Annotated in this window: 21 protein-coding genes and 1 tRNA gene; 7 read left to right on the top strand and 15 right to left on the bottom strand. The window is 59.3% G+C overall.

All coding sequences use genetic code 11. The features are described 5' to 3' along the window. Positions 1 to 312 precede the first annotated feature (312 nt). The 9 genes from JNB85_RS11365 to rpoZ form a co-directional block, all read right to left on the bottom strand. The gene (locus JNB85_RS11365; RefSeq protein ID WP_220334465.1) at positions 313 to 1,065 is read right to left on the bottom strand and encodes a Crp/Fnr family transcriptional regulator; all 753 of its coding nucleotides are present in this window, start codon (positions 1,063 to 1,065) and stop codon (positions 313 to 315) included. A 198-nt stretch (positions 1,066 to 1,263) separates the two neighbouring features. Further along, entirely contained in the window at positions 1,264 to 2,202 is a 939-nt protein-coding gene (gene era, locus JNB85_RS11360; protein ID WP_220334464.1) for a GTPase Era, read from the bottom strand. Between the two features lie 8 nt (positions 2,203 to 2,210). Further along, the gene (gene rnc, locus JNB85_RS11355; RefSeq protein WP_220334463.1) at positions 2,211 to 2,927 is read right to left on the bottom strand and encodes a ribonuclease III; all 717 of its coding nucleotides are present in this window, start codon (positions 2,925 to 2,927) and stop codon (positions 2,211 to 2,213) included. Further along, positions 2,924 to 3,667 carry a signal peptidase I gene (lepB, locus tag JNB85_RS11350; protein WP_183744388.1) on the bottom strand — a complete coding sequence of 248 codons (744 nt, stop codon included), beginning with the start codon at positions 3,665 to 3,667 and terminating at the stop codon, positions 2,924 to 2,926. The genes rnc and lepB overlap by 4 nt, the downstream gene beginning before the upstream one ends. Before the next feature lie 114 nt (positions 3,668 to 3,781). Then, a complete protein-coding gene (gene acpS, locus JNB85_RS11345) occupies positions 3,782 to 4,186 on the bottom strand; it encodes a holo-ACP synthase (protein ID WP_220334462.1) in 405 nt (134 codons plus the stop codon). Between the two features lie 34 nt (positions 4,187 to 4,220). Continuing rightward, on the bottom strand, positions 4,221 to 4,811 hold the full coding sequence (locus tag JNB85_RS11340; RefSeq protein ID WP_220334461.1) for a DUF2062 domain-containing protein: 591 nt from the start codon (positions 4,809 to 4,811) through the stop codon (positions 4,221 to 4,223). A 143-nt stretch (positions 4,812 to 4,954) separates the two neighbouring features. Next, entirely contained in the window at positions 4,955 to 5,104 is a 150-nt protein-coding gene (locus tag JNB85_RS11335; RefSeq protein WP_183744396.1) for a DUF3563 family protein, read from the bottom strand. A 194-nt stretch (positions 5,105 to 5,298) separates the two neighbouring features. Next, complete coding sequence (locus JNB85_RS11330; protein WP_220334460.1) at positions 5,299 to 7,533, bottom strand: RelA/SpoT family protein; 2,235 nt, start codon at positions 7,531 to 7,533, stop codon at positions 5,299 to 5,301. A gap of 160 nt (positions 7,534 to 7,693) precedes the next feature. After that, a complete protein-coding gene (rpoZ, locus tag JNB85_RS11325) occupies positions 7,694 to 8,098 on the bottom strand; it encodes a DNA-directed RNA polymerase subunit omega (protein ID WP_220334459.1) in 405 nt (134 codons plus the stop codon). 297 nt (positions 8,099 to 8,395) lie between these two features. Here rpoZ and JNB85_RS11320 point away from each other — a divergent pair, with 297 nt between their 5' ends. Beyond that, the gene (locus tag JNB85_RS11320; protein ID WP_007820126.1) at positions 8,396 to 8,977 is read left to right on the top strand and encodes a LabA-like NYN domain-containing protein; all 582 of its coding nucleotides are present in this window, start codon (positions 8,396 to 8,398) and stop codon (positions 8,975 to 8,977) included. A gap of 39 nt (positions 8,978 to 9,016) precedes the next feature. On the opposite strand, the gene smpB is transcribed toward JNB85_RS11320, so the two are convergent. After that, positions 9,017 to 9,496: an SsrA-binding protein SmpB gene (gene smpB / locus JNB85_RS11315; protein ID WP_220334458.1), complete on the bottom strand. Its 480-nt coding sequence runs from the start codon at positions 9,494 to 9,496 to the stop codon at positions 9,017 to 9,019. Between the two features lie 101 nt (positions 9,497 to 9,597). Continuing rightward, positions 9,598 to 10,482 (bottom strand): 4-hydroxy-tetrahydrodipicolinate synthase, encoded by an 885-nt coding sequence (dapA, locus tag JNB85_RS11310; protein ID WP_220334457.1) that lies wholly within the window; start codon positions 10,480 to 10,482, stop codon positions 9,598 to 9,600. 216 nt (positions 10,483 to 10,698) lie between these two features. On the opposite strand from dapA, the gene JNB85_RS11305 reads away from it, so the two are divergent. Further along, a complete protein-coding gene (locus JNB85_RS11305; protein ID WP_220334456.1) occupies positions 10,699 to 12,777 on the top strand; it encodes a lytic transglycosylase domain-containing protein in 2,079 nt (692 codons plus the stop codon). Between the two features lie 64 nt (positions 12,778 to 12,841). After that, a complete protein-coding gene (locus tag JNB85_RS11300) occupies positions 12,842 to 13,735 on the top strand; it encodes an alpha/beta fold hydrolase (RefSeq protein WP_220334455.1) in 894 nt (297 codons plus the stop codon). Positions 13,736 to 13,867: 132 nt separating this feature from the next. On the opposite strand, the gene JNB85_RS11295 is transcribed toward JNB85_RS11300, so the two are convergent. After that, positions 13,868 to 14,911, bottom strand: coding sequence for a porin (locus JNB85_RS11295; protein WP_220334454.1), 1,044 nt, complete (start codon positions 14,909 to 14,911; stop codon positions 13,868 to 13,870). Positions 14,912 to 15,488: 577 nt separating this feature from the next. Here JNB85_RS11295 and JNB85_RS30655 point away from each other — a divergent pair. Then, entirely contained in the window at positions 15,489 to 15,821 is a 333-nt protein-coding gene (locus JNB85_RS30655) for a hypothetical protein (RefSeq protein WP_223216484.1), read from the top strand. A gap of 150 nt (positions 15,822 to 15,971) precedes the next feature. Here JNB85_RS30655 and JNB85_RS11290 read toward each other — a convergent pair. From JNB85_RS11290 to JNB85_RS11280, 3 genes are all read right to left on the bottom strand, one after another. Beyond that, positions 15,972 to 16,061 (bottom strand) — tRNA-Ser (locus JNB85_RS11290). A gap of 140 nt (positions 16,062 to 16,201) precedes the next feature. Further along, complete coding sequence (locus tag JNB85_RS11285; protein ID WP_220334453.1) at positions 16,202 to 17,419, bottom strand: NAD(P)/FAD-dependent oxidoreductase; 1,218 nt, start codon at positions 17,417 to 17,419, stop codon at positions 16,202 to 16,204. An 86-nt stretch (positions 17,420 to 17,505) separates the two neighbouring features. Next, positions 17,506 to 18,621, bottom strand: a complete 1,116-nt coding sequence (locus tag JNB85_RS11280; RefSeq protein ID WP_220334452.1) for a Gfo/Idh/MocA family protein — start codon at positions 18,619 to 18,621, stop codon at positions 17,506 to 17,508. A 207-nt stretch (positions 18,622 to 18,828) separates the two neighbouring features. Between JNB85_RS11280 and JNB85_RS11275 the strand changes: the two genes are divergently transcribed. The 3 genes from JNB85_RS11275 to iolD all read left to right on the top strand — a co-directional run bounded on the left by JNB85_RS11275 (position 18,829) and on the right by iolD (position 23,778). Then, a complete protein-coding gene (locus JNB85_RS11275) occupies positions 18,829 to 19,701 on the top strand; it encodes a MurR/RpiR family transcriptional regulator (protein WP_220334451.1) in 873 nt (290 codons plus the stop codon). Between the two features lie 93 nt (positions 19,702 to 19,794). Beyond that, positions 19,795 to 21,729, top strand: a complete 1,935-nt coding sequence (locus JNB85_RS11270; RefSeq protein WP_220334450.1) for a bifunctional 5-dehydro-2-deoxygluconokinase/5-dehydro-2-deoxyphosphogluconate aldolase — start codon at positions 19,795 to 19,797, stop codon at positions 21,727 to 21,729. Between the two features lie 198 nt (positions 21,730 to 21,927). Next, complete coding sequence (iolD, locus tag JNB85_RS11265; RefSeq protein ID WP_220334449.1) at positions 21,928 to 23,778, top strand: 3D-(3,5/4)-trihydroxycyclohexane-1,2-dione acylhydrolase (decyclizing); 1,851 nt, start codon at positions 21,928 to 21,930, stop codon at positions 23,776 to 23,778. Positions 23,779 to 23,823: the final 45 nt, after the last annotated feature.

The following is a 23,823-nucleotide window of genomic DNA, read 5'->3' as shown; positions in this document are numbered from 1 at the left end:
GTCGATAAAAACGAAAGTCGTCGGAAAAGATGACGCGACTCTATTTTTTCCGAAGCCAATTTGCATTTAAAAAAGACATCAAGGCAGAGCAATCCGAACAGGAGAGAGTCTACAGTATCGGCTCGATAATCGGAATCGATTTTCGGAAAGCCTGTTGGGAAATTCAATGAGCTGGAGCATCCTTTGTGCGTCCGAATGGCGGACAGTGCTCTAAAAGCGCATCGCGATCCTTCAAATCCCCGCCACGCTTTAAGTTCTTGTTTGGCATGTCGTTATCGCAAAATAACTGCTGCACGCTTTTGCGGGCATGCTTCAGATGAAAGGACGCTTTCCTTCGAGCATTCCTTCCCAGCCGGCCACCTGCATCAGCCCCTCTCCGTCCAGCACGTCGCAGCCGCGCTCCTGCCAGCGGATCAGGTTGCGCCCTGCAAGCTTTTTCAGCGTTTTGTTGGTGTGAACGATCGAAAGACCGAGGGTGTCGGCAATATGCTGCTGCGTGATCGGAATGACATTGCCGCCGTTGAAAAGGCTAAGCTTCCTTGCGCGCTCAAAAAGGAAGGCGATGAGATAGGCGGCTCTTTCGAGCGCCGTGCGACGGCCGATGCTCAACAGGTGCTCATCGAGAATGCGCTCCTCCTGCGCCGCGATCCAGGTGATATCGAAGGCGAGCGAGGGATGCCTGTTATAAAGGGTCATCAGCTTGTCGCGCTCGAAGACGCAGAGCGTTACCGGCGACAAAGCCTCCACCGAATGCTGCATCTCGCCCATGATCGTGCCCTGCAGACCGATCAGATCGCCGGGCATGACGTAGTTCAGGATCTGCCGGCGGCCATCCTCCAGCATCTTGTAGCGGAAGCCCCAGCCTGAGAGCACCGTGAAGAGATGGGCGCTGTGAGCAGCTTCGACCAGGATCGTCGCGCCGGCGTCGACAGCCAGTTCGCCCCTTTTGAATTTCGACACGAATTCCAGCTCTTCGCGGCTGAACTCCCGGAAATGCGGCAATGGCCGCAGCGGACACTGCTCGCAGGGCGTCTTGAAGGAATGGGTGGGTTTTGCCGTCGCCATCTCGCCCCGTCGCAAAAATCGGCGCTGCAGGGTGCAGCGCCGTTGCCATATCAATGCGCCAGCAGGCCGATTTGTTCCTTGGAACAGGCAGCGATTTTTATAAAAAAACAAAGAGCTGAGTGCCCCTTGTCAATTTTCTTGTCAAACTAAAGCGCGTCGCGATTTTTAAAACCCCCGCACACTTTTTCGCGACATGCCTTAGCGCGGAAATTCGAGGCCCATTTCACGGAAGCGCTCGGGATCATCGCCCCAGTTCTCGCGGACCTTGACGAACAGGAAGAGGTGGACGGGCTGCTCGAGGATTTCAGAGAGTTCACGGCGCGACGCCGACGAGATCGCCTTGATCGTTTCGCCGCCCTTGCCAAGCGCTATCTTCTTCTGGCTATCGCGCTCGACATAAATGACCTGTTCAATGCGCACGGAGCCATCCTTGCGCTCTTCCCACTTTTCCGTCTCGACATGCGAGGAATAAGGAAGCTCCTGATGCAGGCGAAGGAAGAGCTTTTCGCGGGTGATTTCGGCGGCCAGCTGGCGCATCGGCAGGTCGGAGATCTGATCCTCCGGATAGTACCATGGGCCTTCCGGCAGAGTTTTTGCCAGATAGTCCATCACGTCGTCGCAGCCCGAACCGTTCTCCGCCGAAATCATGAAGGTCTGGTCGAAGTCGACCTTCTGGTTTGCGGTGGCAGCGATCGCCAGAAGCAATTCGCGATTGACGCGGTCGATCTTGTTGAGAACCAAGATCTTCCTCTGGGGAACGTCTTTTAACCCTTCAAGGATGGCTTCCGCATCGCCGCGCAGGCCACGCTCGCTGTCGATCAGCAGCATGATGAGATCGGCATCCTTGGCGCCACCCCAGGCAGAGGTGACCATGGCGCGATCGAGGCGGCGGCGCGGCTTGAAGATGCCGGGCGTATCCATGAAGACGATCTGCGCATTGTTATGAATGGCGATGCCGCGCACGATGGCGCGCGTGGTCTGCACCTTATGGCTGACGATCGACACTTTGGCACCGACGAGGCGGTTGACCAGCGTCGACTTGCCGGCATTGGTCGGGCCGATCAGGGCGACGAAGCCGGAATGGGTCGGATTGCTTTCAGCGGCGTTCTCGGCCGCCAATTCGTTTTCTTCTGTCATTGATCCCGTCAGTTTCCGGCAGATGCTGACTGCCAAATGCCTTCGCGCTCGAGCATTTTCGTCGCGGCGACCTGTTCTGCGGCGCGCTTGGAGCGCTCTATGCCTGTTTCCGGTGCGACACCAGCGACTTCTACAGTCACCTTGAAGCGCGGATCATGATCCGGTCCGCTGCGTTCTTCAACCCGGTAGACGGGCGTGACGCCATATTTGGCATGCGACCATTCCTGCAACTCGGTCTTTGCATCACGGCGGGCGCCGTCGGCGCGCACCGCCCTGCCCTCCCAATAGCGCAGGATGAAGCGGCGGGCGACCTCCAGGCCGCCATCGAGATAGAGCGCAGCGATCAGGCTTTCGACGACATCGGCGCGCACGTTCATCATCCGCTTGTCGGTGAGCTTCTTCACGTCGGCGCCAGTGCGGATATAGAGATGGAGATTGAGTTCGTCGGCAACTGCCGCGCAAGTTTCGGCGCTGACGAGCTGGTTCAGACGCACTGAAAGTTCGCCTTCCGCCGCAGTCCCGAAGGTGCGGAACAGCAAGTCGGCGATGCAGAGGCCGAGAACCCTGTCGCCGAGAAATTCAAGCCGCTCGTAGTTGCCCTTGTCGGTGCGTGCGCTGGCATGGGTCAGCGCACGGTCCAGACGTTCCTTCTCGGCAAATTCATGCCCGATCAGGCTTTCGAGCTTTGCGCGGTCCGCCGCTGAGAGCGCCTGCGCCTTGCTCATTCAACAACCTTGAAGAGGCGATCCCAGCGCATGTTGGTCGGCCATTTCCAGATTTCGCGGAAGGACGTGTCGTTGCCGAGCGAGAAGAAGATGACGCTCGCGCGGCCGACAAGATTTTCCGCCGGGACGAAGCCGACATCGAAGCGGCTGTCGAGCGAGTTGTCGCGGTTATCGCCCATCATGAAGTAATGGCCTTCCGGAACGATGAACTCGCGGGTGTTGTCGCCGCGAGAGACGGGCGACTGGTCGAGCGTGTCATAGGTCTTGCCATCATCAAGCGTCTCGCGGAACACAGGCACGTCCTGGCCCGGGTCGAGCTTGTAGTCGGAATTGAAGGCTCCATCAGGCACCTTCGGAACCGGCTTGCCGTTGATGTAGAGAATACCGTCGGTTACCTGGATATGATCGCCCGGCAGGCCGACGACGCGCTTGATGTAGTCGACATCGGGATTCGGCGGGAAGCGGAAAACGACGATATCCCCGCGCTTCGGATCGGAACCGAAAATGCGGCCGCTGAAAATGTCGGGCGAGAAAGGCAGCGAATATTTCGAATAGCCGTAAGCAAACTTGTTGACGAAGATATAGTCACCAACCAGCAAGGTCGGCATCATCGAGCCCGAGGGAATGGTAAAGGGCTGGAATAGGACAGTCCTGATAACCATCGCCAGGACGAGAGCCTGGATGATGACCTTGATATTTTCCCAGAGGGCATTCGGCTTGGCTTGGACTTTTTCGGACACGCAGTCTTATTCCTTCAAGACGCCATCAAGGCGCATTTCTTTCTGATGTTCTCTCTAGCGGCTTCGGCCGGTGGCGGCAATAACGACCGCATTAAAAGCGACGAGAGGCCGCTATCATACGGCATCCGGCAGCGCTTCGATGATCACAAAAGCCTGAGCCAAGGGATAATCATCGGTTATTGTCAAATGAATGGCGGGCTTGTGGCCCGCCGGCAGCATGGCCTGCAGCACAACGGCCGCACCGCCCGTCAACTGCATCGTCGGCTTTCCGCTCGGCAGGTTGACGACGCCCATATCCTTCCAGAAAACGCCCTGTGAAAGCCCGGTCCCGAGCGCCTTGGAGCAGGCCTCCTTGGCGGCGAAGCGCTTGGCGTAGGATTCGGCCCGGTTGGCGCGGCGATCCGAGCGAGCGCGCTCGATCTCCGTGAAACAGCGATGCGTGAACCGGTCACCGAAGCGCTCGATGGATTTCTCCACGCGCCTGATGTCGATGAGGTCGCTGCCAATGCCGATGATCATGCAAGAGGCCTTTCGGGAAAGAACTGCTTCGGGCTCAGACGGTCGGCATCTCGGCGGCGGGATCGGCGAGCCGTAGCCGCGCACGCTCCACCAGCCGGGCGCGACGGCGCGCCTGAAAGCCCCTGACGGTGTAGAATGTCAGTACATAAAGCGCAACCGAAGTGACGGCTGCCGGCGGGATGGCGCCGATCAGCATCGGCTCCAGCACCGGCTTCCAGAGTTCGATGAAATGCAGCTTATGGAAGAGTTCGGCGAGATCGATCGTCTGCCCCGCCATCTGGTCCTGCCGGCTGAGCAGCAGGTGGCCGACTTCCCAGGTGATGCCCCAAATGAAGGGATAGGTCAGCGGATTGCCGAAGGCCGCACAGCCAAGCGCTGCCGCCACCATATTTCCCGACAGGAAATAGGTGATGACGAAGGCCATGACGAAATGCACGCCGATAAAGGGTGTCCACGACACGAAGACACCCGCAGCAACGCCCACCGCAACGGCATGCGGCGAGGCAGTCAGGCGCAGGATGCGCATCATCAGATATTTTGGCGGACGCAGAAAACCCTTACGAGGCCATACGAGCTCTCGCAGCTTTTCCTTATATCCCGCGGGTTTGCGACGGCGAAACAACATGGCGCGTATTTAGTGCAGCGCACATGACCATGACAAGAGCGGCAAATGGAACCGCTTCACAAACAGGCCGTCTATTTTCCTTATTCCAAGGGGCATAAATCCTGCATAACGCCCCCTTCCTTACCTCAAGTATATCTCAGCGATTAGCGATTGCGGAAGATACCGCGATCGACCTGACGCTGACGATATTCAAGATCAATACGATCCTGCGAGCCGTTGAGATATGCCATTTCACGTTCCTGAGCGGTCGGAGCGCGAAGGGCGCGGGCGAACTTCCTGATCGGTTCAAACATTGCTTTGCCTCATCTTCGTTTCATTTTTCGATGACCAGAAGATAGTCCCGGCAATGATTAATTACCACCGCTGTAACCTGAGCACAGCCATGCGTACTGCGCATGGCTTGCCATTTCAATATGCCTTTTTAGTCGTGAAATGATCACAAAATATGCAAAACGCAATTCGCGATCCGCAACACTTTAATAGAATCCTAATCGTAAAGGCGCCGGACCGTCGCGATGCAATCCAGATCCTTGAGTTGGGCAAGAAGCTGGTTCAACTGCCGCAGGTCCCAAACCTCCACCTCCAGCACCATTTCGGTGAAGTCGGTCGCCGCACGCACGGTGTTCAGCATGCGGATGTTGACATCCAGGCTTGCGACCGTCTGCGCCACCTTGGCGAGCGTGCCCGGTTCATTCAGCGCGTTGACCATAATGCGGGCCATGAAGCGGGATTTGTTGGCCTCGTCGAGATCCCAGCGCACGTCGATCCAGCGGTCCGGCTGATCATCGAAGCGCTGCAGCGCCGGCGACTGGATGGGGTAGATGGTGATGCCCTTGCCCTTTTCCATGATGCCGACGATGCGATCGCCGGGCACGGCGCCGGCCGGCGAGAACTTGACGTCGACATTGCCGGAGAGGCCGCGGATCGGCACGATATCGGGATCGCCCTCGGTGGAGGCGCGCCCGCCGTCGAGATCGGCCTTGGTCTTGCCGGGGATCTTGAAGATCATGCCTGCGGCGCTGCGGACGTTGAACCAGCCCTCGTCGCCGGCCGGCTTGACCGTGACGCGCTCGTCCTGGTGATCGGGATAGACGGCGCGCAGCACGTCAAGCGAGGACATCTCGCCGCGGCCGACGGCCGCGATCGCATCTTCCACGTCCTTCTGCCCCAGACGATGCAGGGCAGGTTTCATGGCATCACGCGAGAAGATCTTGCCGGCGCGCTCGAAAGTGCGCTCCAGGATACGGTGGCCGAGACCCGCATATTGCTTACGGATCGCCATTCGCGTCGCGCGCCTGATGGCGGCGCGCGCCTTGCCTGTCACGACGATCTCTTCCCAGGCGGCCGGCGGCACCTGCACGCCGGAGCGGATGATCTCCACTTCATCGCCATTGTTGAGACGGGTCACCAGCGGCATGATGCGGCCGTTGATCTTGGCGCCGACGGTGGTGTCGCCGATATTCGTGTGGACGGCGTAGGCGAAATCGATGGGCGTCGCGCCGCGCGGCAGGGCGATCAGCTTGCCCTTCGGCGTGAAACAGAAGACCTGATCCTGAAACAGCTCGAGCTTGGTGTGCTCAAGGAATTCTTCGGGGCTGTCGCCTTCGGCGAGCGCCTCGATCGTGTGCCGGAGCCAGGAATAGGCGTTGCTTTCGCGCGAGAGGATATCGCCATCGGCATTGGTGGCGCCGTCCTTATAGAGCGTATGAGCGGCGATACCGAATTCGGCGATCTCATGCATGCGTTTGGTGCGGATCTGCAGCTCGATACGCTGCATCGACGGGCCGACGATGGTGGTGTGCAGCGACCGGTAGTCGTTCTGCTTCGGCGTCGAGATGTAGTCCTTGAAGCGGCCGGGCACGACGCGCCAGCGCGTATGTACGATGCCGAGCGCGCGGTAGCAGGAAGGAATATCCTCGACGATGAGGCGGAAACCGTAGACGTCGGAAAGCTGCTCGAAAGAGAGCGACTTCGACTGCATCTTGCGGAACACCGAATAGGGCTTCTTCTGCCGGCCCTTGACATAGGCACTCGTCAGCCCATTGGCGATCAGGAGATCGCGCAGTTCGGCCTCGATCTTCTTGACCAGGCCTTCATTGCGCTTCGACAGTTCCTCGAGGCGTTTGGTGACGGTCTCGTAGGCTTCCGGGTTCATATGCCGGAAGGAAAGTTCCTCCAGCTCCTCGCGCATGTCCTGCATACCCATGCGGCCGGCGAGCGGCGCATAGATTTCCATCGTCTCTTCGGAAATGCGCGCACGCTTTTCCTGCGACATATGGTCGAGAGTGCGCATGTTGTGGAGACGATCGGCGAGCTTGACCAGCAGGACGCGCACGTCGTCGGAGATGGCAAGCAGCAGCTTACGCAGGTTTTCCGCCTGCTTGGCTTTCTTGGTGACGAGGTCGAGCTTCTTGATCTTCGTCAGGCCCTCGACCAGGCGGCCGATATCTTCGCCGAAGAGTTCGTCGATCTCGGCGCGCGTCGCCGTCGTATCCTCGATCGTGTCATGCAGGAGAGCGACCGCAATCGTCGATTCATCGAGATGCATGTCGGTCAGGATGGCGGCCACTTCGAGCGGATGCGAGATGTAAGGGTCGCCGCTCGCCCGCTTCTGCTGCCCATGCTTCTGCATGGCGTAGACATAGGCTTTGTTCAGCAGAGCTTCGTTGGCATCGGGCTTGTATTTCTGAACCCGTTCCACGAGCTCGTACTGCCGCATCATTCCAAGGCCACTCCAATAAAATAAAAGCGCGCCAATCGCAGATTGGCGCACACATGGGCAATATTATGCCTAAGCTTTACAAGCGCAAGATTGATGATTGGTAATCGCCGATCTTTTGCCGCGCAGGAAAACCCCGACCGCTCAAAGGTCGGGGATGCGCTTAATAATCGTCGCTCTTTTCCGGCGGAACAAGACCTTCGATACCGGCCAAAAGCTCTTCTTCCGACATCTGGTCAAAGGTGACCGTTTCCGGCAGGTCGTCCTGATCTTCACTGTCGGCGGATGCAGCAGCGCCGGCGGCGATCAGGCTTGCCGGATCGGGCTCGGGCTCGTCCACTTCCACATGTTTCTGCAGCGAGTGGATCAGGTCTTCCTTCAGGTCATCGGGCGACAGGGTCTCATCGGCGATTTCGCGCAGAGCCACAACCGGGTTCTTGTCGTTGTCGCGATCGATGGTGATCGATGCACCCTGGGAAATCAGCCGGGCGCGGTGGCTGGCGAGCAGAACCAGCTCGAAGCGGTTCTCTACCTTGTCAATGCAATCTTCTACTGTGACACGGGCCATTGCCTGTCCTTTGCGGTCGTCTTTTCAGGATTAAAACGCCCGATACAATTAAAACCGGGCAAATTCAAGTTTTTCGTTAGGGTCCCCTCGCCTTTATCCGCGGCTGGTCTAAATTTCCATGCACAATATGACATTTCCACCGAAGGTTGCTTGGAATATCCCGAATCGTGCCCTAAATCTTTCATATATGAATAATTCATAAAGTACGGAACAGCTCGACGCCACGTCCACAAGCCGCTGTTTTTATTGGGCTAAGTGGCTTATGGATTTCGATTACTCTCTTTGGATTGGTAAGCGATGTTTGACCCACGCGAAAAAATTGCACTATTCATAGACGGCGCCAACCTTTACGCTGCATCCAAGAGTCTGGGCTTTGATATCGACTACCGCAAGCTCTTGAAAGCATTTCAGAAACGTGGATATCTGCTGCGCGCATACTACTATACCGCGCTTATCGAAGACCAGGAATATTCCTCTATCCGCCCGCTCATCGACTGGCTCGATTATAACGGTTACAAGGTCGTGACGAAGCCCGCGAAGGAATTTACCGACTCCATGGGGCGGCGCAAGATCAAGGGCAATATGGATATCGAGCTCGCAATCGATGCCATGGAACAGTCCGAAACGGTCGACCATCTCGTCATCTTCTCCGGCGACGGCGATTTCACCAATCTGGTCGAAGCGCTGCAACGCAAGGGACGCAAGGTTTCGGTCATTTCGACCATGTCGACCCAGCCGCCGATGATCGCCGACGACCTGCGCCGCCAGGCCGATCACTTCATCGATCTTCTTTCGTTGAAAGCCGAGATCGGCCGGGATCCTTCCGAACGTCCGCCGCGTCCCGCCGAAGTGGCGCCGGCTAGCGATTTCGAAGACTGAGCCTTCATTCACAAATAGCCTGACCTTGCAGGCGATTGCTCAGCCATTGTCTTTCAGCAGACGGCTCTTCTGCCTGTTCCAATCTCGCTCCTTCTCGGATTCGCGCTTGTCATGCAGTTTCTTGCCCTTGGCTAGCGCGAGCTCCAGCTTGGCCCGGCCCTGATCGTTGAAGTAGATCTTCATCGGGATCAGCGTCATGCCCTCGCGATTGATGCCTGCGCGCAGACGGTTGATCTCACGCCCGGACAAGAGCAGCTTGCGGCGGCGGCGCGGCTCATGGTTGAAACGGTTCGCCTGCAGATATTCCGGCAGATAGGAATTGATCAGCCAAATCTCGCCATCCTCATCCGAAGCGTAGGATTCGGCGATATTGGCCTTGCCTTCACGCAGCGACTTGACCTCGGTGCCCTTCAGCACCAAGCCCGCCTCATAGGTATCGATGATCTCATAGTTGAAGCGGGCCTTGCGATTTTCCGCGACGACCTTCTTCACGATACGCTGGCTGCCTTTGGGGGCCATGACGATAATTCCATTCCAGGGCGCGACTGCCGCGCCCTCACTTCCTGTCGTCTATGTAAGAGAACGGTCCAGTTTTGTGAAGGCACGGGCCTGTTTTGGCCTCAGTTCAGCAGACCGGCGTGACGCATCGCGGCGTCGATTGCCGCTTCGGTCGAGGGCTCCAGCGAGGACATCAGCGGCGAGCGGACCATGCGGCTCATGCGGCCAAGCTTTGCGAGGCCGTATTTCGCGCCACAGACGCCAGGCTCCATGAATACTGCCTTGTGCAGCGGCATCAGCCGGTCCTGCAGCTCCAGCGCCTTGGCGTAATTGCCGGCGGCCGTCGCCGCCTGGAATTCCGCACAGAGACGTGGGGCAATGTTGGCCGTGACCGAAATGCAGCCGACGCCGCCATGGGCGTTGAAGCCGAGCGCCGTCGCATCCTCGCCGGAAAGCTGCTGGAACTCCTTGCCGCAGGTGATGCGCTGCTCGGAGACGCGCTCGATCTTGCCGGTCGCGTCCTTGACGCCGACGATGTTCTTGTGCGCCTTGGCAAGCGCGCCCATCGTCTCCGGCGTCATGTCGATGACCGAACGGCCGGGGATGTTGTAGATATAGATCGGCAGATCGACGGCTTCGGCGATTGCCGAATAATGAGCGATCAAGCCCTTCTGTGTCGGCTTGTTGTAATAGGGCGTGACGACCAGAACCGCGTCCGCGCCGACTCTCTGGGCATGCTGAGCAAGTTCGATCGCTTCGCGCGTATTGTTCGAGCCGGCGCCGGCCATGACGGGCACACGCTTGGCGGCCACTTCGATGCACAGCTCCACCACCTGTTTGTGCTCGGCATGCGACAGCGTCGGCGACTCGCCGGTCGTGCCGACCGGGACGAGACCGCTGCTGCCCTCCCCGATCTGCCAGGCGACATGAGCGGCGAAGCTGTCTTCATCGACCAGGCCCGCATCAGTGAAGGGGGTTACGAGGGCGGGAATGGACCCATTGAACATGCAAAGCTCCTCACGGCCGATATCCTTGCTTCAGCCGCATTCCATGAATAAGAGTTGCGCACCATAGAGCGGCAATATGGCCGCGACAAGCGCGCATAGATCGGTTTAGGGCAAAATCCGATAGCAAATGTGAATGAATTTTACCTGCTTTGGTAAGGTTTCGTTAATGTGCCTACAGCCAAATGGAAGGGCGTATTTTCGTTGCGAGTCATCCGGATGAAGAGAGCCGTTCTGATCCTGTCCGTCTTCGGTCTGGTGGCCGCGGCCTGGGGCAGTGCTGCATCGCAGCTGCCCGGCGAAGGCGCGCCCCTCCCCGCCGTCAAGCCGCTGGCTTTCATACCGGAAACCGCATCCTTCCCCGAGTCGATCACGACTGGCGCCATCCCGCGCAATCCAGTGATCGCGCCCGTCAACGGCGATCTGAAGGCAGGTCTCGACGCGCTCTCCAGCAAGGATCCGCAACAGGCGCTCGCCATCCGCAACACCATGGCGGCGGGAACGCTCGATCGCCACATCCTGACCTGGGCAATCGCGACCTCCGGCCTGAAGGGCGTACCCTCCTATGAGATCGCCAGTGCTTCGGACGAACTGAAGGGCTGGCCGGGTCTGGAACGCCTGCGCGGCAATTCCGAGCGCGCGCTCTATGACGAGAACCCTGCTCCTGCCGCCGTGCTGAACGCTTTCGGAGATACCGCCCCCGAGACGCCGCAGGGCGCGATGATTGTGTCGCGCGCGCTCGTGGCGACCGGCAAGTCTGCGCAGGCGACGAAATATATCGGCGGGATCTGGCGCGGACAGGTGCTCGACAAGGCAACCGAAGACAAGATCCTCGCCGAATTTGCCGGCCTGCTAACCGCAGCCGACCACAAGACGCGGATGGATTACCTGATGTATCGCGGTCGCGTGGCGCAGGCCAAGCGCTTCGGCGACATGGGTCAGGCGCAGTCGCTCTACAAGGCATGGGCCGCCGTCGACGCCAGTGCGGGTAACGCCGGCGCACTGCTGAACGCGGTCGATGCCAAGTGGCGCAGCGATCCCGGCTTTCTCTTCGCGCGCATCGAATATCTGCGCAAGCAGGACAAGTATCTCGAAGCTGCCAAGCTCCTGCAGCAGATACCGCGCGACCGCAGTGAACTGATGAATTCCGGCGAATGGTGGAACGAACAGCGGATCATCAGCCGGGGCCTCGTCGACCAGGGACAATTCAAGGCGGCCTACCAGATCGTCGCCGCCTCCGTTGCAACGGTGCCGACGGATATCGTCGAAGCGGAGTTCCATGCCGGCTGGTATGCGTTGCGCGGACTGCAGGACCCGACGACGGCCGAGACGCATTTCCGCAAGATCCTGCAGGTTTCGAACGGCCCGCTTTCCGTCTCCCGCGCCTGGTACTGGCTCGGGCGTTCAGCGGAGGCCGGCGGGCCGGGCAAGGCCAGCGAATTTTTCGCCAAGGCCGCAAATTTTCCGGGCACCTTCTACGGACAACTGGCTGCCGAGCGACTTGGACGGAAGACCTTGAACGTCACCTATCCGTCGCCCACGACAGCCGACCGTCAGAATCTCCAAAAGCGCGAAGCCGTGCAGGCGATCGGACGGTTGGAGGCCGCAGGTCATGGTTGGCGCGCGGCAGCCCTCTATCTGGCGCTCGCCGATCAACTCCAGAGCCCCGGCGAGCTTGCGATCCTGACGGCCAAGGCCGAGCAGGCAGGCGACCATCATCTTTCACTGCAGATCGGCAAGATCGCCTATGGACGCGGCATCGATGTCGCAGCACTTGCCTTCCCGGTCGGCGTCATTCCTGCGAACGCTAATATTTCCGGCTCGGGCAAGGCGCTCGCCTATGCGATTGCCCGACAGGAAAGCGCCTTCAACCCGGCTGCCGTCTCCGCAGCCAACGCCCGAGGACTCCTGCAGCTCCTGCCGGGCACGGCTCAGGCCGTCGCCAAGCGGCACGCTATTACCTATTCCAAGGACAGGCTGACGGCCGATGCCGGCTACAACGCGACGCTCGGCGCGCATTATCTCGGCGAGCAGATCGAAGCCTTCGGCGGCTCCTATATCCTGACCTTCATCGCCTATAATGCCGGCCCAAAGCGCGTGCCGGAATGGATCGGCCGCTATGGCGATCCACGCGGCAAGCCGGTTGACGAGATCGTCGACTGGATCGAGCGTATCCCCTTCCCCGAGACGCGCAACTATGTGCAGCGGGTGATGGAGAATTACGAGGTCTATAAGGCTCGCCTCGGACAGACGCCTGACATAGAGCGCGACCTCATCGGAGGCCGCGGCGCGACCTGAGACCGGTTGGCAGACTTGCCGAAAGCGCGTTACATCTCGTTCTGGCAGACGGAACGGAGATGTCATGGGCGAGGCGGTCACGAACGGGTTTACCGAAAAATTCTATGGATCGACCGACGGGCTGAAGCTCTATGCCCGTCATTACCAGCCGACTGGCGGAGAGCCCGACCGGCTGCCGATCGTCTGCCTGCCGGGCCTTACGCGCAATGCCCGCGATTTCCACGAAATCGCGTTGCTGCTGTCAGGAGACCCACTTTCTCCCCGTCGTGTCATCGCTCTGGATTATCGCGGGCGCGGCCTGTCCGACCGGGACGCGAACAAGGCGAATTACAATCTCGCTGTCGAATGCAGCGATGTGATTGCCGCCTGCGCTGCGTTCGGCATCGATCGAGCCATCTTCATTGGGACTTCGCGCGGCGGACTGATTCTGCATCTGCTGGCAGCCATAAAGCCGGAGCTGCTTGCAGGCGCCGTTTTAAACGATATCGGCCCGGTCATCGAGGCAGCCGGGCTTATGGCGATCAGGGACTATCTCAACCGTGACCGCAGACCTCAAAGCTGGAGTGAGGCGGTCGATATCCTCAAGGAGAATCACGGCGCTTACTTTCCGGCACTCGGTTTCACCGATTGGGATGGCATGGCGAATGCCATCTATCGGGAACAGAATGGCGTACCTGTCGCCGATTATGACCACGCCATTGCCGAGCAGCTGAAAGCAGTCGATTTCAGCAACCCTCTCCCTGACCTCTGGCCGCAATTCGAAAGTCTGCGCTCCATACCGCTACTGGTTATCAGGGGAGAGAATTCGAATCTGCTGTCGCGGCAGACGACCGACGAGATGACGAAGCGGCATCCGCGGATAGTGCAGATCACGGCGAAAGGCCAAGGTCACGCGCCGCTTCTGCATTTAGGAGGCATTCCGGAGACGATCGGCAGGTTTGTCAGCAAACTCAGCTGATCTCGCGGCTCAAATCGTTCGCGTCTGGCTTCCCCTATTTTGAGATTGCCAATATGCATCGGCCTTCCGGCATAAAATGAAAAAGCCCGGCTCGAAAGTCGGGCTTCTCTGAATGACCGAAGTCGGATCAGATTAGAATGCGCGCTGCAGGCGGAAGAAGCCCGAGGTAACATCGTCAGCGTTGTCCGGATCGAGGTACTGAACCGAAACCTTAGCCGAGAAGTTGTCAACGATCTGATAGTCGACCGTTACGCCAGCCTTCCAAGCATCAACGTCGTCGTTGAACTCACCAGCGGTGATGCCGTAGTTGCCGTAGTACTGAACGCCGGGGGTGATCTTCAGCTTGTCGGTCGCCTTGATCGCGTATTCAGCAGCAACTGCCCACTCAGACTTGTTGTAGTAAGCGTTCGGGTTGGTGGAGTAAACAGCTGCGAGACCGAGCGTGCCCGGGCCGATAGCAACGGTACCCATAGCGCGAACAGCGCCTTCTTCGTTGTCGGTGTCGTAACCAGCAGTGATCTGGTAGGTGAAGGCACCAGCCTTGCCACCGAGGCCAACTGCTACGCCGAAGTTGTTAGGTTCTTCGCCGTTGTAGAACGGGCCGTCTTCCAGTTCGTCGACGCTGATGCCAGCGTAGAAGTCACCGGTTTCGTACTGATAACGGATAGAGTTATGCAGGGTAACCGGGGAGCCGATGTCGTCCGTTTCGCCGGAGAGACCATCGTCCCACCAGGAGTAGAAGAGACCGGCACGGAAGCCAGCGATGTCGAGGTAAGCCGAGTCGAGGATCGTCTTCTGGTTGGACGCGTTATCAGCGTTTGCCTGAAGAACGATAACGCCGGTAAGCGGGCCGTATTCGGTGTCGCTCTTGGCCGTGAACTGAACCTGACCACGGGTACGAGCGTCCCAGCTCGAGTCGTTATCAACAGAACCGCCGCCAGAAGCGCTAATCGAGCTTGCGCTCGGAGCAACGTCAACCTGGAAACGGATGTAGCCGTTGATCTTCAGGCAGGTTTCCGTGCCCGGGATGTAGAAGTAGCCGGTGCCGTAAGCGTCGCAGACGCGAACATATTCAACCGGCTCCGGCTCGGCTGCAACGATAGCGTCAGCAGCCTGAGCGCCGGAAACTACTGCCATAGCGGCAGCAGAGCCAAGAAGAAGGCTCTTGATGTTCATAATGACCTCCAATTCAAGTTTCGATCGGAGGTAAGATCACGCCTTACGACGTTTCCCTGCCTTACCCCCGGTGCTTTAAGAAGTCGGGCGGTCAAGCCCTTGCTTCCGAGGCTGAAAATACAAGACGGCGGCTGTCACGCAATCACCAACTTGTGTTCGAGAGGGGTTTACGAAAGCCTTACCGAAACCCTGTTGCTGAAAGGCCACAAATTGGGCAGCAGGGTAGCCGCTTGTTTAGGCTTTATTAAGAAAGTGCTTATTTTCCTGATATTTATCGGGCTTTCATAAGAGGGGCAGCGCGGCCCTCTGTGCCAAATCGGCACCATTTTTCTGCCCGATTCCGATTTTTTGAAAAAACCCGCCAACGACTGGTGGAGCTCGCCAGTGCAAAAATCGAAACCGCATTCAGCCTTAGCCAACGAGCGGCGATTCGGTTTGCGCATGCGATTCGCCCGGCGATCATCGCGATTCGGGAGCGAGGTATGTGGACGCGATTCCAGGGCCGTTCGATCGGTGATGCTGTTCATCGGAGGTTCACGCCAGGGGGCTCAAGCTGAAACCCTGAGAGGATACGTCGATGAGGAAGCTATTATCAGCACTCGCAGCCGTCGTCCTGGCTGCATCCTTCGCCCCGCCGCTAAACGCGGCTCCAATGTTCGTGCCGAGAGCAGAGCAAGTGCAGATCGGCAATGTCGAGCAAGTCAGACATCGGAGCCACCGGCATTGGCGTGCGGATCGCTACTGGAACCACCGATACGCCTACCGTTCCTGCGGATATTATGACAGATGCTACAGATATCACCGCTACGGCTATAGATACCCGCGGTATTACGATCGCGATTATTACGGCTATCGGGATTACTACGGCTACCGTCCGCGGTCAGGAGTGAGTTTGTATTTTCGGTTCTAACCGGCGACACTTGTCCGCCATATCGTAGGGCGCAGCATTCTACGGCCGTCGCGCAGCCCGATTTGCGGCAAGCGAAATCGTGTCGCGGCAAATGTTATGACTGGATTGATACCGGCTGCATCCATCTGACTTCATTAATGAAAAGACAGATGGCGGAGAAGATGGGATTCGAACCCACGATACCATTTCTGGTATACTCCCTTAGCAGGGGAGCGCCTTCGACCACTCGGCCACCTCTCCGGTGGGAGCCCTGATATGGGTATTCCCCGGTACGATCAAGCTTTTTTTGAAGTTTTCACACCTGCTTTATTTAGGCGGCAAACGCGATGGTGACAGTTCAAAACTGGAACTGCCTGCAGAGCCGGGCGAACTGGCTCCGCCTAGCTCAGCAATTGCTTCAGATCGACGGAGGGATCAGCGAGCATCGCCCGATCCGGATTGATGCCTGATTCCAGCATCTTCTTGCCCGTCACATAGGCTTTTGCGTCGTTGATGGCGTCGACGGCGATCAGCCTGCCCTCACGGAAATACCAGACGGAGCTCGCTCCTTCGCGGGCCCCGGGGCGCAGCAGCGTGTCATCATAGCCCATATTGAAGCCGGCAATCTGCAGCTTCACATCATACTGATCAGACCAGAACCAGGGCTTCGGGTCATAGGGTTCGTTGCCGCCGGCGATGACGGCGGCTGCGGCATCTGCCTGATCGACGGCATTCTGAACAGATTCGAGCCGAATGCGGCCGCCCTGCCACGGCAGGCTGGCGCAATCGCCGGCAGCATAGATCGAAGGGTCGGATGTGCGCGCGAATTCGTCGACGATGATTCCATTGCCGACTTCCAGCCCTGCCTCCTTCGCTAGAAGATCGTTCGGCACGACGCCGATGCCGACGATGACGAAGTCCACTTCGATGGTGGCGCCGTCGGAAAGCTCGGCACCGGAAACGCGGCCATTCTTGCCGATGAGATGCTTCAGTCCGGTCTTTTCGCGAATCGTCACATCATGGCTCTTGTGAATCGCGCGCATGATATCGGCCGTCTCCTTGGCAGCGACACGCTGCAGAATCCGGTCGGCCATTTCAATGACGGTTACCTCCAGGCCGAGATGGCGGGCGACGGCAGCAGCCTCAAGGCCGATATAACCGCCGCCGATGATGAGGACACGGCGGCCGGGCCGCATTTCCTCTGCCAGCAGATCGGCATCGCGCTTGTCGCGGGCGACATAGACGCCTTCCAGATCACCGCCGATGGCTGCCGGCAGACGGCGGGGCGTCGAGCCCGTCACGATTGCAAGCGTGCCATAGTCGAGAACCGAGCCATCCTGCAGCAAGACCTGCTTCGCATCACGCTTGATCTGCTCGGCCCAGGTCGAAAGGCGGATCTCGACATTATTGTCTGGGTACCAATGCTCGGGACGGAAGAGCAGGCGGTCGAAGGACATCTCGCCCAGCAGATATTTCTTCGATAGCGGCGGGCGCTGGTAGGGAAGCACGTCCTCGGCGCCGATCAGCGTGATCGGACGCTCATCCTTCAGCGCACGCAGCTTGGCTGCCAATGCGAAGCCTGCCTGCCCCGCGCCGATGATCACCAGTCTGTCCGTCACGATGTCACTCCCGAATATCAGTCCTTCGACAGAGACAAGGCCTATCCCCTGCCCCAAACGCCGTCAACGGAAGCGTAGGTTTTGCCTCAGCCGATCTCGATCCAGCGGCGCTCATGGAAAGACTGTGCCATGGCATGAACCGACTTCTCTATCCTGAGACCGTCTTCGAATGTCACGATAGACGCCGGCTCTCCGGAAATCGCGCGGATCAGTTCGCGGCATTCGATGATCTTGAGATCGTTGAAGCCGAGGCCGTGGCCGGGGGCCGGGATGAAGCGATCATAGGGCTGATGGGCGGGAGCCGCCAGTATCTTGCGGAAGCCCTGCTCGGAGCCTCGTCCCTCGGCCTGATAGAGCTCGAATTCGTTCATACGCTCCTGATCGTAGAGGATCGACCCCTTCGAGCCGTAGATCTGCAGCGCGATGCGACCCTTGCGGCCCCAGGCTGCGCGGTTTGCCATGAGCACCGCCGAGATACCGCCGCCGAGGCGCATCAGAACATTGGCCGCATCGTAATTCTCGACCGCGCGGCGGCCGCCTTCTTTCAGCGGGCGATCGGCATAGGGCTTGACCATGTCCGCGGCAACCGCTTCCACATGGCCGAAGAGATACCAGAGCAGCGACAGCGGATGGACGGCGAAATCGTCGAGTGCGCCGTAACCGACCGACAACTCACTCTTCCAATAGAAGAGTCCATCCGGATCCGCCATGAAATCCTCGTCCATTTCGACGCGGATATGATTGACGGAGCCGATCGCGCCCTCGCCTATCAGCGTTTTGATATGCCGCATGATCGGGTTCTGGATATAATTGTAGCCGAGTACGGCGACCCTACCGGACTGCCTGGCGGTCTGCAGCATGCGCTCGGCATCGGCATAGGCGGGCGCCATCGGCTTTTCGCACCAGACGTGCTTGCCGGCCTCAAGGGCGGCGATCGCCATTTCGGCGTGGAACTGGTTGGGCGTAGTGACGGAGACGACATCGACATCGGGATCGGCGATCAGCGCCCGCCAGTCGTCCGTCGCCTTCTCGAAGCCGAATTCGGCAGCGCGGACGCCTGCGAGCTCCGCGTTCGCCTCCGCAAGATGCACGAGACACGGCCGCTCGACATCGCCGAACACCGTTTTCACCGCATTCCATGCCAGCGCATGGCATTTGCCCATATAGCCGGTGCCGATCAAACCGATGCCGAGTGGCTTCATACTGGGTCTCCTCCTGAACTCCTTGAGAATTTTTGGAATATTTGGATCATTTTGACAAGCAGCTCCTGAACCATCATTCCATCCCCACCCTCTCGAAACTGTCTAAAACCCTTGAGTTTCAGCTCAATAAAAACAATTGTGCGCCTTCATGGAAATCGTTTAAGCTCCGAAATATGGAATATTTGTTTCATCTTCTGAGCCATCAGCATGGACAGTGACACCCAAAGACCGCGCGTGCCGCGGGATTTCGAAAGCCTGCGCAGTACGATCATCGAGCGCAAGGCGAGCATGCCGAAGCGGCTGGCGCAGGTGGCTGCCTTCGCGCTCGGCAACCCTGATGAAATCGCCTTCGGCACGACGGCCAGCATTGCCGCGGCATCGGAAGTTCAGCCCTCCACGCTGGTGCGCCTTGCCCATCACCTGGGCTATGAGGGTTTCTCCGATCTCCAGAGCATTTTTCGCGAGCGGTTGCGGGACCGGACGCTAAGTTATGAGGAACGCCTCGTCACGCTGGAACAGTCCGGCGGGGATGACGAGGATGCGACGCTGCTGACCGGCTTCATTTCGGCCGCCAGCCAGTCGGTGAACCGGCTTGCGGCGACCGTGCAGACGGACACGTTTGCGAAGGCCGTCGATATCCTGGCGGCGGCGGAGACCATCTATCTCATCGCCAAGCGGCGCTCCTATCCGCTGACGGCGCACATGACCTATGCCTTTTCGAAGCTGAACATCCGCCATCAGATCGTCGCCTCGCCAAACGGCGTCGATCCGGAGATGGTGCAATTCGCCACGCCGCGCGATGCGGCAATTGCGGCAAGCTTTTCTCCCTATGCGGCCGACAGCCTCAATCAGAGCCAGGAGCTTGCCGATCGCGGTGTGCCGGTCATTGCGATCACCGATTCGGCCTTCTCGCCGCTCGCTGCCTGCGCCACGCACTGGTTTGAAATAGCGGAGGCCGATTTCGCCGGCTTCCGTTCATTGTCGGCCTCCATGGCGCTCACCATGGCGCTGCCGGTTGCCATTGCCGAGCGACGACGCAAATTACAGCACGCAAAGCCCGTGAAGACCAAAATGGAATAAATATTCCGAATTGACAAACAGACGGAACCAATGTTTCATTATTCAAAATTCGCGGACGGTCCAGGCCGCGTAAAAATCTAGCGGGAGGACATCATGGCACAATCGAATCCGGGATCGCAGCCGGAGCCGTCACTTGACGTGATCACTATCGGCCGATCCTCCGTCGATCTTTACGGGCAGCAGATCGGCTCACGGCTCGAAGATATCGGCTCGTTTGCCAAGTCCGTCGGCGGCTGCCCGGCCAATATCGCGATCGGCACGGCGCGGCTCGGGCTGAAATCGGCGCTGATCACCCGCGTCGGCGACGAGCAGATGGGGCGCTTCATCATCGAGCAGTCGGCGCGCGAAGGCGTCGAGACGAAAGGCATCAAGACCGACAAGGATCGGCTGACCGCGCTTGTGCTGCTGGCAGTGGAGGCCGAGGGCGTCTCGCCGATGATCTTCTATCGTTCCGACTGCGCCGATATGGCGCTCGACGAAGGCGATATCGACGAGGATTTCATCAAGTCCTCACGCGCCGTGCTCGTCTCGGGCACGCATTTTTCCCGGCCGAATACCGAGGCCGCGCAGCGCAAGGCGATCCGCCTTGCCAAGGCGAACGGTCGAAAGGTGATTTTCGATATCGACTACCGGCCAAACCTCTGGGGCCTTGCCGGCCATGCCGAGGGTTTCGAGCGTTATGTGAAGTCGGACCGCGTCTCCTCGAAGATGAAGGAGACGCTGCCCGATTGCGACCTGATCGTCGGCACGGAAGAGGAAATCCTGATTGCATCGGGTGCCGATGACGTTCTCGGTGCGTTGAAGGAGATCAGACGCCTTTCGCCTGCGACCATCGTCTTGAAGCGCGGGGCTATGGGTTGCATCGTCTATGATGGCCCGATCAGTGACAATCTGGAAGACGGCATCGTCGGCCAGGGCTTTCCGATCGAGGTATTCAACGTTCTTGGTGCGGGCGATGCCTTCATGTCCGGCCTGCTGCGCGGCTGGCTGAAGGATGAACCGCTGAAGACCTGCGCCACCTGGGCGAATGCCTGCGGGGCCTTTGCCGTCTCCCGTCTTCTCTGCTCGCCGGAATATCCGACCTGGGCGGAACTCGACTTCTTCCTGAAGAACGGCAGCAACCACCGCGCGCTGCGCAAGGACGAGGCGATCAACCACATCCATTGGGCCTCGACCCGCAAGGGCGACATCCCGCTTCTGATGGCGCTCGCCATCGACCATCGTTCGCAGCTGACCGCTGTCTGCGACGAGCTCAGCGTCGACTATAACCAGATCGTCGCCTTCAAGCGACTGGCGGTGGAAGCTGCTGCCCGCGTTGCCGATGGCCGTCGGGGTTACGGCATGCTGATCGACGAGCGCTTCGGCCGCGATGCCTTCTTCGATGCAGCCAAGAAGGATTTCACCTGGATTGGTCGGCCGGTCGAGCTTCCTGGCTCCAAGCCGCTGCGTTTCGAATTTAGCCAGGATATCGGCTCGCAACTGGTGGAGTGGCCGCTCGACCATTGCATCAAGTGCCTGTGTTTCTATCATCCCGACGACCCGGCTGCGCTCAAGACGGAGCAGCAGGAGAAGCTGCGCACGCTCTTCGAAGCCGCGCGCAAGGTCGGACGTGAGCTGCTGGTGGAGATCATCTCCAGCAAGAACGGGCCGCTGACAGACGACACGGTGTCGACGGCGCTGGAAGAACTCTACGCGCTCGGCATCAAGCCGGACTGGTGGAAGCTGGAGCCGCAGGCCTCAACCGGCGCCTGGAAAAAGATCAATGCCGTGATTGCCAAAAATGATCCATGGTGCCGCGGTATCGTGCTGCTCGGGCTGGAGGCTCCTGCCGACGAACTGGTCAGAGGATTCGAGGCGACGCTGGCTGCGCCCTCGGTCAAGGGCTTTGCAGTTGGCCGGACGATCTTTGCCGACGCGGCGCGCGGCTGGCTTTCGGGGAAGTTGAATGACGAGGAAGCGATTGCCGACATGGCAGGCCGCTTCAAGGAATTGACAGAGGCCTGGCTGAAAACGCGTGGGCTTCGGTAGAGATAGAATTTAGACCCCTCCCCAACCCCTCCCCACAAGGGGGAGGGACTTAGCTTGAGGCTCCGCCTGACATCACAAACTAACGTTCTTGCGGATGTGAGGGTGTGATGAAACGCGGAGAGCCCGGCAGGTTAACCCCCCTTGTGGGGAGGGGTTGGGGAGGGGAAAACAGATAGAGTAAAGGTGCGGGAGGACCCGATGGGTAAGACAATCCGTTTGACGATGGCGCAGGCTGTCGCGCATTTCCTTAAGAAGCAGATGACGATCGTGGACGGAAAGAAAGTGCCGATCTTCGGCGGCGTCTGGGCGATCTTCGGTCACGGCAATGTCGCCGGCATGGGCGAAGCGCTCTACCAGGTCCGCCAGGAACTGCCGACCTACCGTGCGCACAACGAACAGGGTATGGCGCATGCGGCAATCGCCTATGCCAAGGCGAGTTTCCGCCAGCGTTTCATGGCCTGCACGACCTCCATCGGCCCCGGCGCGCTGAACATGGTGACGGCTGCCGGGGTGGCGCATGTGAACCGTATTCCCGTCCTCTTCCTGCCCGGCGATATCTTCGCCAATCGTGCGCCCGATCCGGTGCTGCAGCAGATCGAAGATTTCGGCGACGGCACGGTATCGGCGAATGACGCCTTCCGTCCTGTTTCACGCTATTTCGACCGTATCACCCGGCCCGAACAGATCATTACCGCGCTGAAGCGCGCCATGCAGGTGCTGACCGATCCGCTCGATTGCGGTCCGGTGACGCTGTCGCTCTGCCAGGACGTTCAGGCGGAAGCCTTCGACTATCCGGAAAGCCTGTTCGACGAGAAGGTCTGGACGGTGCGCCGTCCGCAGCCGGACGCCGATGAGCTTGCCAATGCCATTGCGCTGATCAAGGCCTCGCAGAAGCCGGTGATCGTCGCCGGCGGCGGCGTTCTCTATTCGCAGGCCACCAAGGAGCTTACGGCTTTTGCGGAAGCCCATGACGTTCCCGTCGTCGTCACACAGGCGGGCAAATCGGCGATCGATGAGCGTCATCCGCTGGCACTCGGCTCCGTCGGCGTGACCGGCACGTCGGCTGCCAATGCGATTGCCGAGGAAACCGATCTGGTGATTGCCGTCGGCACGCGCTGCCAGGATTTCACGACCGGCTCATGGGCGCTCTTCAAGAATGAGAACTTCAAGCTGCTCAGCCTGAATATCGCGGCCTATGACGCGCTGAAGCATGACAGCCATCCCTTGGTTGCCGACGCGCGCGAGGGACTGAAGGCGCTCTCCGCGGGTCTTTCCGGCTGGAAGGCGCCGGCAGCCCTTGCCGAAAAGGCAACGAAGGAGAAGAACATGTGGTTGGAGGCCGCCGCCAAGGCGATGGGCGCCACCAATGCCGCCCTGCCCTCCGACGCACAGGTCATTGGTGCGGTCGTTCGCTCGATCGGCGGCGAGAAGACCACGCTGCTTTGCGCAGCCGGCGGCCTGCCGGGTGAGCTGCACAAGCTGTGGCCGGCGACCATCCCCGGCAGCTACCACATGGAATACGGCTTCTCCTGCATGGGCTATGAGATTGCCGGCGGCCTCGGCGCCAAGATGGCGCATCCGGAAAAGGACGTGGTCGTCATGGTCGGCGACGGTTCCTACATGATGATGAATTCCGAGCTTGCGACCTCGGTCATGCTCGGCCTCAAGCTCAACATCGTGCTGCTCGATAACCGCGGCTACGGCTGCATCAACCGCCTGCAGATGGCAACCGGCGGCGCCAACTTCAACAATCTCCTGAAGGACGCCTATCACGAAGTCATGCCCGAGATCGATTTCCGCGCGCATGCCGAAGCGATGGGGGCGATTGCTGTCAAGGTTTCCTCAATTGCCGAACTCGAACAGGCGATCGCCGATTCGAAGAAGAACGACCGGACGTCGGTCTTCGTCATCGATACCGATCCCCTGATCACCACGGATGCCGGCGGCCACTGGTGGGATGTCGCGGTGCCGGAAGTCAGCCCGCGCGGCGAGGTCAACAAGGCGCATGAGGCCTATGTCAAGGCACGCGCCGCCCAGCGCGTCGGCTGATCGATCATTCTCAATTTCTGGAGGAGCGGAAACGCTCCTCCGCAA

Origin of the sequence: Rhizobium mesosinicum (assembly GCF_019511345.1) — a bacterium.
In the GTDB taxonomy this organism is placed as follows: domain Bacteria; phylum Pseudomonadota; class Alphaproteobacteria; order Rhizobiales; family Rhizobiaceae; genus Rhizobium; species Rhizobium mesosinicum.
Note: the sequence above shows the minus strand (reverse complement) of the source record. Positions and strands in the feature narration are given on the sequence as shown.